This is a genomic window from Shewanella marisflavi (assembly GCF_002215585.1).
In the GTDB taxonomy this organism is placed as follows: Bacteria; Pseudomonadota; Gammaproteobacteria; order Enterobacterales; family Shewanellaceae; genus Shewanella; species Shewanella marisflavi.
This window is the reverse complement of the sequence record NZ_CP022272.1, coordinates 2,947,289-2,960,550: the sequence shown is the minus strand read 5'-3', so window position 1 is coordinate 2,960,550 and position 13,262 is coordinate 2,947,289. Positions and strand designations below refer to the sequence as shown.

General features: G+C 46.4%; 12 protein-coding genes. 8 read left to right on the top strand and 4 right to left on the bottom strand.

The annotated features are described in order from the left end of the window. Positions 1 to 379 precede the first annotated feature (379 nt). From CFF01_RS13105 to CFF01_RS13080, 6 genes are all read left to right on the top strand, one after another. Positions 380 to 1,189 (top strand): SAM-dependent methyltransferase, encoded by an 810-nt coding sequence (locus tag CFF01_RS13105; protein WP_088905093.1) that lies wholly within the window; start codon positions 380 to 382, stop codon positions 1,187 to 1,189. Between the two features lie 82 nt (positions 1,190 to 1,271). Continuing rightward, on the top strand, positions 1,272 to 1,493 hold the full coding sequence (locus CFF01_RS13100) for a hypothetical protein (RefSeq protein WP_088905092.1): 222 nt from the start codon (positions 1,272 to 1,274) through the stop codon (positions 1,491 to 1,493). A 16-nt stretch (positions 1,494 to 1,509) separates the two neighbouring features. Then, entirely contained in the window at positions 1,510 to 3,282 is a 1,773-nt protein-coding gene (locus tag CFF01_RS13095) for a GGDEF domain-containing protein (RefSeq protein ID WP_088905091.1), read from the top strand. Between the two features lie 1,218 nt (positions 3,283 to 4,500). Further along, positions 4,501 to 6,135, top strand: a complete 1,635-nt coding sequence (aceB, locus tag CFF01_RS13090) for a malate synthase A (protein ID WP_088905952.1) — start codon at positions 4,501 to 4,503, stop codon at positions 6,133 to 6,135. 112 nt (positions 6,136 to 6,247) lie between these two features. Continuing rightward, positions 6,248 to 7,573: an isocitrate lyase gene (gene aceA / locus CFF01_RS13085; RefSeq protein WP_033538525.1), complete on the top strand. Its 1,326-nt coding sequence runs from the start codon at positions 6,248 to 6,250 to the stop codon at positions 7,571 to 7,573. A gap of 396 nt (positions 7,574 to 7,969) precedes the next feature. Next, a complete protein-coding gene (locus CFF01_RS13080) occupies positions 7,970 to 9,370 on the top strand; it encodes an HDOD domain-containing protein (protein ID WP_088905951.1) in 1,401 nt (466 codons plus the stop codon). A 2-nt stretch (positions 9,371 to 9,372) separates the two neighbouring features. On the opposite strand, the gene CFF01_RS13075 is transcribed toward CFF01_RS13080, so the two are convergent. The 4 genes from CFF01_RS13075 to CFF01_RS13060 all read right to left on the bottom strand — a co-directional run bounded on the left by CFF01_RS13075 (position 9,373) and on the right by CFF01_RS13060 (position 12,014). Next, positions 9,373 to 9,843: a nuclear transport factor 2 family protein gene (locus CFF01_RS13075; RefSeq protein ID WP_088905090.1), complete on the bottom strand. Its 471-nt coding sequence runs from the start codon at positions 9,841 to 9,843 to the stop codon at positions 9,373 to 9,375. 23 nt (positions 9,844 to 9,866) lie between these two features. Next, complete coding sequence (locus CFF01_RS13070; protein ID WP_088905089.1) at positions 9,867 to 10,691, bottom strand: M90 family metallopeptidase; 825 nt, start codon at positions 10,689 to 10,691, stop codon at positions 9,867 to 9,869. Positions 10,692 to 10,885: 194 nt separating this feature from the next. Beyond that, complete coding sequence (locus tag CFF01_RS13065) at positions 10,886 to 11,311, bottom strand: CopG family transcriptional regulator (protein ID WP_088905088.1); 426 nt, start codon at positions 11,309 to 11,311, stop codon at positions 10,886 to 10,888. Continuing rightward, positions 11,271 to 12,014, bottom strand: coding sequence for an AAA family ATPase (locus CFF01_RS13060; RefSeq protein ID WP_033538520.1), 744 nt, complete (start codon positions 12,012 to 12,014; stop codon positions 11,271 to 11,273). Before CFF01_RS13060 ends, CFF01_RS13065 begins: the two co-directional genes overlap by 41 nt. A 570-nt stretch (positions 12,015 to 12,584) precedes the next feature. Between CFF01_RS13060 and CFF01_RS13055 the strand changes: the two genes are divergently transcribed. After that, a complete protein-coding gene (locus tag CFF01_RS13055; protein WP_033538519.1) occupies positions 12,585 to 12,809 on the top strand; it encodes a DUF3820 family protein in 225 nt (74 codons plus the stop codon). 127 nt (positions 12,810 to 12,936) lie between these two features. Next, positions 12,937 to 13,239: a hypothetical protein gene (locus CFF01_RS13050; protein ID WP_033538518.1), complete on the top strand. Its 303-nt coding sequence runs from the start codon at positions 12,937 to 12,939 to the stop codon at positions 13,237 to 13,239. Positions 13,240 to 13,262 lie beyond the last annotated feature (23 nt).

Sequence of the window (13,262 nt, the reverse complement as noted above, 5' to 3'; positions counted from 1 at the left end):
CATGATACCCAAGCATTCCCTATGCTGACAAGCGCTATCGACTTTTTATACGTCTCCTTGCGCTGTCGGTGTCAGCCTGGTGTTAGCCTTGCTAATTGACTAAGGCAGCTTGTGTGAATAGGTCAGACCGATGGTTTGGCATTAAGTTTCTTGTCTAGCGGATAAATTGACATGCAGAAAAGGGCGAGAAGATCAATTTAGTGTTGAAAATTGATTGGGATATTAACTGTTAGTGTTTGTTTTATCCCGAATTGTGGTAAGTTAATTTGGTTTACCCCTCTACGGTATAGCCAGTCGACGCCGTGGTTAAAAAAGGTACAGTAAGTCTGATATCAATGGGTGGTTGTCACAGCGTATGGCACAAGTTGGAAATACATAAATGGATCAAGCCTGTAAAAAAGGTAGTTTAGTTTGTGTCGGCACTGGATTAAACCTAGGCGGTCAGATAACTGTGCTTAGTAAGAGTTATATCGAACTAGCCGATGTCGTGTTTTCCTTGGTACCCGATGCCTTCGCGCTGCAGTGGTTAACAACCCTGAATAGCGACGTCCGTTCATTGCATGGTTACTATGCTCAAGGCGATGAGGTTAAGAGTCGGCGAGATACCTATCAGCAGATGGTTGAGGCAATACTCACTCAGGTGCGAGCGGGAAAGCGAGTGGTGTGCGCCTTGTATGGCCATCCTGGTGTATTTGCCTGTGTTTCACATCTTGCTATTAAACGGGCTCGGCAAGAGGGCTTTGATGCTAAAATGGAGCCTGGGATCTCGGCAGAAGCCTGTTTATGGGCCGATGTTGGAATAGATCCTGGTCAATCGGGCCATCAAAGTTTCGAAGCCAGTCAGTTCATGTTTTATTGTCACACACCAGATCCCTCCACCCACTTATTACTATGGCAGATTAGCATTGCCGGTGAGCACACCTTAACCAAGTTTCATACTAACGCCGATTGCTTGCAGGTGTTAGTCGAGCAGCTTAATGAGTGGTATCCCTTAGAGCATGAGGTCATTCTCTACGAGGCGCCGAATTTGCCGGTGCAGTCGCCGAGAATCGATAGGCTATTACTCAAAGATCTGCCTCATGCGAAGTTGACGTCGATAACAACACTGCTGATTCCGCCGTCGCAGTCGTTAAAAGTGAATCATAAGATTTTGGCAAAACTGGGAATTTCTGAAGACTTACTGGGTTAAAGAGCAAATTAAGTTTGATTAGCTGCAAGTGGTCAAACATTTTTCTAGCAACTAGTGTTATTACATAACAATGGAGAATGATATGTCGAAGCTAAGTGATTTTTTTCAAAAATTAGGATCGGATGCCGCGCTATTAGAGGCTTATAAGGCCGATCCTGAAGGGGTGATGCAGAACTATGGATTGTCGGATGAAGAGATTGCAGCTGTTATGTCTGGTGATAAAGAGCAGATAGATTCGCTATCAGGTGACAGCAGTGACACGCAAGCTTACTTGATTGTCACTAATCCAGATGACAGCAACTAAGCTGTAGTTAACGGCCATGTATTACCTCAGACTCATATTGGTTTCTCTTTTCGCTCTGTTTGCCAGCTATCAAGCAGTGGCGGACGATGTAGATTATGATGCGGTTATTGATGAGCTAAAAGCCTCGCTGATTGCCGAACCAACCAAATCGTCTGAGGTCATTGCCTACCTTAATGAAAATAGTCAGCACTTGACTAGAGAGCAGCGAGCTAGGGTTCTGACCCTAGAAAGTAATAAAGAAGTTTATAACGGCAACTATCAGCGTGCATTTGAGTTGCTTAAACAGGCCGAACAACTTAGCCAATCCCCTGAGACCCTCAATTCTATCTACCTTTACCAAGCCACCTCACTGATCGCCATGAAAGAGTATCAAGGTGCGTTGGATGCCATGGCAAAAAATCTGGATAGGATAGAACAGATAGATGATGTCACCATCAAGATGACCTCCTATTTAAGATTGGCCAATCTGTATCTGGATCTTGAAGTCTATGATGAATCCAAACGCTATGGGTTAATGGCTTTTGGACTTAGCCGGGGAACATCGCCCAAAGAGCAGTGTTATGCCCAATTACTGTTGGCAGCGGCCGAATTAAAACTTTTAAATTATGAACTTGCAAAACAGCAGTTTACTGACACTCATATTTTTTGTGAAGAGCATAATATTCCATTAATTGTTGCCATGGCAGATAAAGGCAAAGGCACTTCACACCTTAGACTCGGCGAGCTTAAACAGGCACAGACTCTGTTGTTGTCTGCACTCTCTGAATATGAAAAATTTAAATTTAAGCTAGAGATCATCGATGTTAGCGCCTTATTGGCGGAAACATATTTAAGTCAAAAAGAGATTGATAGCGCCAAACAATATGCCCAGCGAGTGATTGACGAGCCAGATGAGCCTAGCGTACTTGAAGAGAGAAAACGCGCCATAAAGGTCATGGCCGATGCATTGGCAATGGAGGGGAGCTATCAGCAAGCCTATCAATATCTCGATCAATATATGAAGCTGAGCGAGGCGAGCATAGATGAGACTAAGGCCAAAGCTTATGCTTACCAGATGGCTAAATTTGAAAATGCCGAGAAGACTCGTGAAATTAAGATGCTAAATCAGGATCGGGCACTCTACACCGCACAACAAAAGGTGGTCGAACTCGAAAGATACAATGAAAGTATGGCCTTAACGATCGCCTTGGGCTGTTCCGTGGGGCTTATCATCTTTGGCGCCACTATGTTTGTGCAAAGGCGAAAATATAAGCGTATCTCTCAGCTTGATCCGTTAACCGGGGTGTTAAATCGTGGCACAGGGCAAGATTTTGCTGAGAATCTGTTTATTGATGTGCTAGCCCACCGAAGTGTGTTTAGTGTGATTATGTTCGATCTAGACCATTTTAAGAGCATCAATGATAACTACGGTCATAGCGCTGGAGATTGGGCGCTAAGACGTGTCGTTGAAGCTGTGTCTCCCCACTTGAAGAGCAAAGATCTTTTTGTTCGAATGGGGGGCGAAGAGTTTGCCATTTTCTTACCTTATGTGGGGGAGCAGGAGGCCTTAAAGATCGCCAAGCAGTGCTGCAATGCAATAGAGGCTATTCAAACTCGCCCTCATTATAATGATTTAAGTATCACGGCCAGTTTCGGTGTCTGTAGCAGTCTCGAAGCTGATCTCAGTTTGGATCCCCTGATGAAACGAGTGGATCTGGCTATGTATCAGGCTAAGCGAAATGGTCGAAATTGTGTGGTGACCTATCGCCCTAGCATGGACAGGGTGCTAGAGCAGGCTGCCAACGCTTAACCTTTGGCAGATGAAGCGTAATAAACAAAGTCAAACTATCACTCTGTCTCGCAGCCGAAATATAAGTCCTAACCTTCGCCTTCTGTTGTAAACCTTGAGTTTGCTCAAGGCTTACATCTATTCACTTTATCTTTATTCACCTTATTTTTTACTGTGCCTCAGTGATTTTGATTAGGTGGAAAGGGAAATTAAGGTGTTTTAGTTGAGTTAAGTCAGATTGGTGACTCAAGCGTCTAATCTTATTAAACCGTCTCAGGTTGATTGCGTTTACCGTTACCAGTTTTTCTTTTTGCTTTTTGGCTATTGGCTATTGAGGTGAGGACCTTTGTGCTGACCTTATCACTTACCCTTCTTTTTAAATCACGGCTTTGCTCTGCCGTTTATGCTTCAGACCGTTATATCCCTGGCATGATCTCTTGTTTACCTTGGTTCATTTCTCCCTACCTGCGGGACAGCTTGGATGGAGTTTGTCGCTGAACAGCGGCGATTACCTTTGATGCTATCTATATCGAGCCTCTAAATAGCAACCGGGGAGAGCGTCTCGATAAGAGATTAAGCTCATCACTCGGATAAATATGCAAAAACGACGGTTTTTCTAATTATTTTCGCAGCTAACCAAAAAAAATCGTGATGTTGATCGACAAACGTTACCAATTTGTGACAGACAATTGGAATGGCTTTGGGTGTCGTTAACGTAAACGTAAAATTAAAACGCTCGTTTGATTTTCGTGTTTGTGCATTTTTTGTCAAAGTATTGTTTTTAATGCCTTTTGTGGAGTTGACTGGCGGGGAAAGCAAAACGCTGTAGAGTTTAATTTCTTAGGGATTAAAGCATTATTTGTGTAATTTTAAATTTACAATACGTATTTAAATTACGTAATAACTTTCAGTGGCGGGTGATTGGTTAATTTGTCAGACAACTTTAATTGTTAGGTGGTGTTTATAAAGTTTTTGATATTTTAATGTGTTGTAAATCAATGTTTTAAGTTGTTATTCTTAGCTTGGTATTACCAATTTTTTATCTTGTTTATTGTCATTTTTTGCTGCTTTTATAGACGTTGGTATTGTTGCAATCACAACTGTTTGTTAGTAGGTTTTGTTCAAAACGTACATTTGGAACTTTTAACACAGTGTTTCAAGGTGTATGACCCACAAGGGTATGGTTCACAGCAGATTAATTGGCTTTATGCGGTAAATAAGCGCTTGGGAGATATCGGGATGACTGAACAAGTAATGAATGAACATCAGCAAGATACGGGATTATCTATCCTAGGGGCGCCTGTCGAGGGTCAAGAGCTTGTGCTTAATGAAGGTGCACTGAGTCTCCTCGACGTCTTGTGTAGCCAGTTTGCGGCAGAGGTTCCGAAACTGCTTGAAATGCGTAAGCAAAAGCAAGCGCTGATCGATGCAGGCGCCTTGCCTGACTTTTTACCAGAAACCCGTGCTATCAGAGACGGTGAATGGCAGATCCGTAGCATCCCAGAGGATCTACAGGACAGACGGGTAGAGATCACCGGACCTGTTGATCGCAAGATGATCATCAACGCGCTCAATGCCAACGTAAAGGTCTTTATGGCCGATTTTGAGGATTCTCTTGCACCTAGCTGGCCTAAGGTGATTCAGGGGCAGATCAATTTGCGTGATGCTGTACGTGGCGATATCGAATACACAGCGCCTGACACAGGTAAGCACTACGCCTTGAATGACGATCCCGCAGTGCTTATTGCGCGTGTTCGTGGTCTGCACCTTAAAGAAAAGCATGTGACCTTCAATGGTGAAGCGATTCCAGGGTCACTGTTCGACTTCTGCCTCTACTTTTACCACAACTACCGTCAGTTGTTGGAGAAGGGTAGCGGCCCATACTTCTATATCCCTAAGTTAGAGAGCCATGTTGAGGCGCGTTGGTGGGCCAAGGTATTTGCCTTTGTTGAAGAACGCTTCTGCCTTGCACCTGGCACCATTAAATGTACTTGTTTGATTGAGACATTACCTGCGGTGTTTGAGATGGAGGAGATTCTCTATGAGCTGCGCTCTAACATCGTCGCGCTCAACTGTGGTCGTTGGGATTACATCTTTAGCTATATCAAAACGTTGAAAAAACATAGTGACCGTATCTTGCCAGACCGTCAGGCGGTGACCATGGACAAGCCGTTTTTAAGTGCTTACTCGCGTCTACTTATTAAGACCTGCCACAAGCGTGGCGCCTTGGCGATGGGCGGGATGGCGGCCTTTATTCCCGCCAAAGATGAGGCGCAAAACGAAGCTGTATTGGTCAAGGTGCGTGGCGATAAAGAGCTTGAGGCGCGAAATGGTCATGACGGCACCTGGGTGGCACATCCTGGGCTGGCCGACACTGCCATGGGGATCTTCAACGAATATATAGGTGAAGATCACGTTAATCAGCTGCATATCACCCGTGATGTGGATGCACCGATTCTGGCCAGGGACTTGCTGATGCCTTGTGACGGTGAGCGTACCGAATCAGGCATGCGTCTGAATATTCGTATCGCGCTGCAATATGTCGAGGCGTGGATTCGCGGCAATGGCTGTGTGCCCATCTATGGATTAATGGAAGATGCGGCGACTGCAGAGATCTCCCGAACCTCTATCTGGCAGTGGATCCAACATGAGCAGAAGCTGTCAAACGGCAAGTTGGTGACCAAGGAACTGTTCAAAGAGATGCTGGTAGAAGAGTTAGCCAATGTGAAGTTAGAAGTTGGCCCAGATCGCTTTACCCACGGTAGATATACCCAAGCGGCGGTGTTGCTAGAAGAGATAACAACGGCCGATGAGTTGGTGGATTTTCTCACCCTACCAGGCTACGAGATTTTGACCCAGGCCGAAGAGGCTTAACACCTGATTGATTACACAATTGAAAAGGGTCTTTGACCCCTACTTATTTAGCGCCTTTGAATGTGAGTGGTATTAAGGGAGCTGGATGTAAACACCTGAGATGGAGAAGATTATGACTAAGGCAACTACACAAAATTCACGTCAAGCACAGATTGATGCGTTAAAAAAGGATTGGGCTGAAAATCCACGTTGGGCAGGCGTTCGCCGTCCCTATTCAGCAGAGGACGTAGTGGCCTTACGCGGTTCAATTGTCCCGGAAAACACCATAGCGACTCGCGGCGCTGAGAAATTATGGCAACTGGTTAATGGCGGTGCCAAGAAGGGCTATGTCAACTCGCTGGGCGCCCTGACGGGTGGCCAGGCTGTGCAACAAGCTAAGGCAGGTATCGAAGCTATCTATCTGTCGGGCTGGCAGGTTGCCGCAGACGCTAACCTAGCCGGTACCATGTATCCCGATCAGTCTCTCTATCCGGCGAACTCAGTGCCAGCTGTGGTACAGCGCATCAATAACTCGTTCCGCCGTGCTGACCAGATCCAGTGGAGCAACCAGGTAGATCCGCAAGATGAAGGTTACACCGACTACTTCTTGCCAATTGTTGCCGATGCCGAAGCGGGCTTTGGTGGTGTACTTAACGCCTATGAACTGATGAAGAATATGATCGATGCCGGCGCCGCAGGTGTGCATTTTGAAGATCAGCTAGCTTCGGTGAAGAAGTGTGGTCACATGGGCGGTAAGGTGTTAGTGCCGACACAAGAAGCTGTGCAAAAGCTGGTATCCGCACGTTTGGCAGCCGATGTCAGTGGCGTAGAGACTCTGGTTATCGCCCGTACCGATGCAAACGCAGCGGATCTGTTGACCTCAGACTGCGACCCATATGATCGTGACTTCATCACTGGAGAGCGCACTTCTGAAGGTTTCTACCGCGTAAACGCTGGCTTAGATCAGGCAATCTCTCGCGGCTTGGCTTATGCTCCTTACGCCGACCTCATTTGGTGTGAAACTGCCAAGCCAGATCTTGAAGAGGCACGTCGTTTCGCAGAGGCGATTCATGCCCAGTACCCAGATCAATTGCTGGCTTATAACTGCTCACCTTCTTTCAACTGGAAGAAGAATCTGGATGATGCCACTATCGCTCGCTTCCAACAGGAGTTGTCGGACATGGGCTATAAGTATCAGTTCATCACCTTAGCCGGTATCCATAACATGTGGTACAACATGTTCGACCTAGCCTATGACTATGCTCGTGGTGAAGGTATGAAGCATTATGTTGAGAAGGTGCAGGAAGTTGAGTTTGCGGCGGCTAAGAAGGGGTATACCTTTGTGGCGCACCAACAAGAGGTGGGTACAGGCTACTTCGACAAGGTCACCAACGTGATTCAAGGTGGTCAGTCATCGGTGACAGCACTGACTGGCTCGACCGAAGAGGATCAGTTCTAAAGTTTCGACTTGCTGTCCTTTAGCAGCGGTTGTTCCTCGCACTGTGTTCCTACGTGCAGTGCGAGGTTTTTCTTTCCTTTCAATACTTTTTTATTTTGCTTGCCTTGGCGGTCCCTCTTGAGCCGCCTTTTTTATTTTGTGCTCATCAAATTACCTGCAGTGTCGATATAAAGGTGAAATCCTCGCCAAGTAACAGAGCATTGTGGACTAAACACGATTTGCGACTGGCGACTGATGTAATTGTTATGTTATAAGTTTTTCTGCCTATAATTCATCAATCGCGCCGTTTTTCGTTGGCGTATTTGCAAACCCTTCATTAAGAGTAAAAACGCATTGAATAGTGCAACGTCAGGAAAAGGTGCCGAATACTGGACTAAACGCATCAGCGAACAGGAGATGCCGGCGCTGAGCTCGACGGTTAAGACCCTGGAGCAGTTGGCTAAAGATGATGTGTCATCTTTGGCGATACTAGGCCGCAGTGTAATGCATGATAATGCCTTGACCTCGCGTATTCTTAAGGTGGCTAACAGCGCCATCTATAACAAGGGGATCTCCCATGTCACTACGGTGAGCCGCGCGGCGGTAGTCTTGGGTTTCGATACCATTCGCAACATCTGTATTACGGCAAAGCTGCTTAGTAGCCTTCTGGAAAACAAAGGTTTGTCTGAACCTGTTTATCATAGGCTACTGACCCTGATGGCCAGAGCATTTCAGGCAGCCATGCTCGCTAAGATGATGCTAAGGGATCACGACGAGGAGTTGCAGGAGGAGGTGTTTATTGCCGCGCTTCTGTATCACCTGGGTGAGAGCGCTTTTTGGAGCATGGGGGGCGAGACCACTGAGAGGCTCGATGCCCGCCTGAATCAGGTAGATGCTAAAGAAGCCAGCGCCGTGGTCAGAGAGGTGCTGGGAACCTCCTTTACTCAACTTTCGATGGGGATCGCCAAAAACTGGGGCCTAGGTGAGGTGCTGGTCAAGTCACTGTCTAATCCTAATGAACGAACCCCTGAGATCCGCTCTATATTCCTTGCTAATAAGATCAGCGAGTTAATGGCTAGTGACGCTAAGGATGATATCGAAGATCTACACCGCAGAATTAAGCAAGCGGCCGATATGTTGGAACTTGAAGTGGATGAATTCAAGGGGCGTATGATCCAGTGCAGTCACGCCACCAGAAAGCTGGCCGATACCTATGGCGCAAAGGTGTTGGTGGCATTTTTGCCCGATACTCATCAACTTACCTTGGCACCATCGCAACAAGATGAGCCGATAAAGGTACGCGAGTTCAATGTGAGTCTGCAGCTTAAAAAACTGCGTGAATTGACCGATTGCGCCATCAACAAGGCGAACTTCAATGAAGTGATCACTATTACCCTGAGTGGTCTGCTCGATGGTATCGGCATGGATCGCTGCGCCGTAATGTTGCTGTCGCCTAATCGGAAACGCATACAACCAAGAGTCGTCCTTGGTGATAATGTCGACAAAATGAAAAATGAATTTATTGTCGAGTTGTATCAGGGCAAGAATGTGTTTGCCGAAAGTATAGATCTTAAGAAGCCGCTGTTTATCGACAATCCACAATCTGAAAAATGGCGCTTGTACCTAGATGAAGAGTTAAAGAAACACACTTCATCACAGGGCTTTATGTTGGCGCCCATATTGGTTGATAACAAGGTGATCGGCTTGTTATATGCCGACAGACACAGTTCTGAGCGTAAGCTAGCCGATGAAGATTTCGAGCGTTTTACTCACTTTGCCCAGCTGACGAATCTCTGCCTGTCGGTGTCGGTACACTAAGGTTATTTACCCTGAGTCGCCTTAATCTGCGCCGTGATCCGTTTGGCCATGGCGTTGGGGATAGGAAAGCTCAGGTGGTATTGCAGTACCTTCCAGCCAGTATCGGTAAGCACTAAGGTGCCTGTACCCCGGCAGTTGCCGTAGGAATTGCTGCTCAGATGCTCATCAAACACAATCACATCACCGTGCTGTTGAAGACTCCTAGAGATTAAGCTATAACGCCAGCCCTTGGTGGGACGGGCGTACTCGGCAAATTGTGTCATGGTCCAATTTTCACTGGCGTCAGTGCCGATGAAGTGGGCATCTTCCGTGTAGAGATCAAAATACCTGTCCCAGTCGGCGCTCGCCGCGTAGCGATGTAAATTATCTAGGGTTTCGGTTGCCGCCGCTGGAATTTCGGCCCGGCACAGGCTGGAAAATAGTAGGGCACAGCTTGCTAAGAGCAGAGAAAAATGGGGTAGCCTTGCGGTCATGGTGCAACTCCTTTTTGCGAATATTAGTGCCAGTTTACCGGATCTAATTTGAAAAAATGACTCATCTGTTGATAAAGCGCTTGATGTTGCTGGTAAAACTCATGGGGACGCTCGAAGAAGGTTTCTGTGATCACCGCAAAAAACTCGGCCTCATTGGTGGCTCCATAGTAGTTGAATAAGCTGGGGAGCTGCCATTTTGCATCGTGGCAAAGTTGCTCAAATTCCTGGGTCATGACGACAGACCAGCTTTGATAATCATGGGGGCTTGCCAGGATAGGTGCACCGTTGGAATGACCGTCCTCCTGGTCTAACTGGTGAGCGAACTCATGGATCACCACATTATGGCCATCATAGGGTTGGGCGGCATCTTCCTTAGTATTATGCCAAGAGAGGATCACCTTGCCATACTCCCAAGACTCCCCCGAGAGAATGTTTCGCCGCTCCCAAAGCACGCCATCACTGTTTTGTTGATGATGAGTGACAATAAACAGGCTGGGATAGACAAGGATCTGCCTTAACTTTGGATAGTAGTCTGTATCGCGGTTAAGCAGCAGCAAGCACGCCTGAGCGGCAATGGTCACTCGAATCTCATCATCTATCTCTATCCCCTGACAGCCGACAAACTCCTTTTCGGCGATAAAGATTTGAATATGGCGCTTGAGCTGCAATTGTAGATCACTTGGCAAGGCGCGAAAGTAGGGCATGCGGTGCTTTAATATTGCTCGCCAACTGGTGGGAAACGGCCGCTTGGCGATCTGGGCGCGTCTGTGTCTGATATAACTTGGTTTAAACAGTATGTAGCCGATGGCCGCACAACTCACCAAGGCAATAATAAAGAGCGCCAACATAAAAATCTCCTAATGATATAGCAAGATATGTGGCCATGTGGCAGGAATTCAATCGTAAAGCCGTAAGAAAAAAAGCTGGCAGCCAGTAAATTTGGACAAATGAAATCTGTCGCTGCCAGAAAAGGGTTGGGAGATTGGAATGAAACTTAGGTCGCACTGGGTGATGCGTAGCCCAGTGCGATGTGGAAGCGAGATCAGTCGACTATGATGGATTGCTCCTTCTGTTGTCGCTCACCTTCCGACAAGGAATAATGGTGCTCAATCAGAAACCTGATCAGCTTAGATTTTGCCACATCACAGCCACTTGCCAACTCAGCGAGGTGCGCAATGGCTGACTCGCTCAAGGTAAAAGTGGCCTTGCGGTAGGGCCCAGTACCTTTTGGCACCACCTTAGGAGCGGCCTTTCTTTGATGACGAGCTTTAAACTCGCCGTCAAATCCGGTTTCTAAAGCGATAATCTCGGCCATCTGCTGAACTTGCGCAGGTTGCCCGGCCGCATAGTGGGTCGCATCGTCGATGAAGTCATCGATTAAGGTGTCGAGCGAAATGTTCAGCAGCTTTCGATTCTGCCTTGCTGCGCTAGACTGCGTAGAGTTTTTCTTGAGATCGGCCAGACCCATAATTACCCCTTAACTTATCCATCTGTTTTTCAGCGAGACGATTACGAATCTCAGTGGCATTGGCTGCCTGAAGCATTTCGCAGGCGATTGCTCGGATCTCATCGGCCGCCTTTCCTTTAGGCTGAGTTTCCATCACAGATAAACCCGACTCTTCGCTGTCGTCATAAATGTTACGGCTATAGGTGATAGCGTCGAGTACGTTGATATCATAAGTTTTACAGACTTCTTTCGCTTCGAAAATGCGGTTGGCCTGGTTTGGCAAGCTTGGGCATTGAGTGATAACGAAAGAGGCGCGCATCTTAGGGTTAATCATCATACAGGTGGCGACGATGTCATCCATGTGGCTAACAGTCTTTAAATCTCTGCGCTTAGGACGCAGTGGCATCAAGACGTGAGAGGCAACAGACATGGTTGCACGTAGCGCCAGGTTATCCTGACCACCACAATCGACCAGTACATAGTCATAGTGTTGCTCTAGGCTGAGCAGATCGTTGCGGATCTTACCGTAAAGCTGAACACAGTTGATGCTGGCCAGGGTGCCGTTGTTGTTACGGGCTTGAATCCAATCTGAGGTGGTCCGCTGGGGATCGCAATCGACCATGATGACTGAGGCGCCGCATTCTACTGTGAGAAATACCGCTATGTTTTGGGCTAGACAGCTTTTACCGCTGCCGCCTTTTTCACCGCCAACTAAAATGATCATTCTATTTCCTCTCGACTGCCAATGATTGCCGATGTTTGTTATTAGGTTCCCAAGTGATGTACTTCAGTCTTGTGACTTCACCTGTTTGGGTATGTGTTCAATTTAGGTGTTAATTAATTGTTGGTCAACTACATGAAATTTGACGTTTTTTTTGATTATGGCGCTTGTCATTAACTTGACGTTTTTGGTGTTTTGGCAGATATTTGACGCCACTAGCTTTTAATTAAGCAAAAAGATTTTAAATTTAATAAAAACAATTAGTTATTGTTGTTTTGTGAGTTTTTTGGAGGGGGTTTACGTTCCATGACCTTAAAAGTGTAAGACTTTTATCTTATCGTTATTTCATTTGTTGATTAAAGCTATGCCGTATAGTTAAAAATGTTATATGTGTAATAACTAAAACTTTGAACTTGGTTGGCCTACCGCAACAGAAAATTGTCTTATGTTTCAAAGGCGCTTATTAAAAAATAACAAGTATTAGGCAATGTCCGCTGTCAGGGCTTGGCCTGGTAGACGCTGTCACGTAAGCTTGGGCTAACAGAGTAACTCGCAGCCATTTAGGATGAGCAGATGGATCAACAGGCCTTAATTGAGGCAATTAATCAAAAAATGCCATTTGGTAAATATGCCGGATTGCGACTATTAGAGCTGCCTGAGCCCTATTTAGTCTGGTTTCATGGGAAGGGATTTCCCGAAGGTAAGTTGGGCCAACAACTGGCGCTGATCTATGAAGTGAAGCTTAATGGATTAGAAGGCATGTTAAAGCCGTTATTAGTTCCGCGGACTCAGGGATAAAAGTCGGTAATGAGAGCTTGATCTAAAACTGATTCATTGATTGCTGTTTTAGAGGGTCTTGGTAGAGATTTATGGTTAACGCCATGTTTTAATGCAGGGGTTAAAGGCAAACACTTAAGGAATGACAATGATAACTAAATTAGTTCGTTTAGCCGCTGCGGCTACATTGGCACTGGGAATTTCAAGTGCCTGGGCTGCTGGTGTTGTGCATCAGGGCACTGTGGTCGATACCATGAACGGTGGCGGTTATACCTATGTTCAGATCAAAGAGGCCGATAAGACTTTCTGGGCTGCTGGTCCTCAGGTTGAGGTCAAAAAAGGCGACGTTGTTGTGGTACAAGAGCAGATGTGGATGAATGATTTTACCAGCAAGACGCTTAATCGTACCTTCGATGAGCTGTTGTTTGTGGGTCGCATCGACAAGAAATAAACATAGAGCTGATCGTTCAGCCT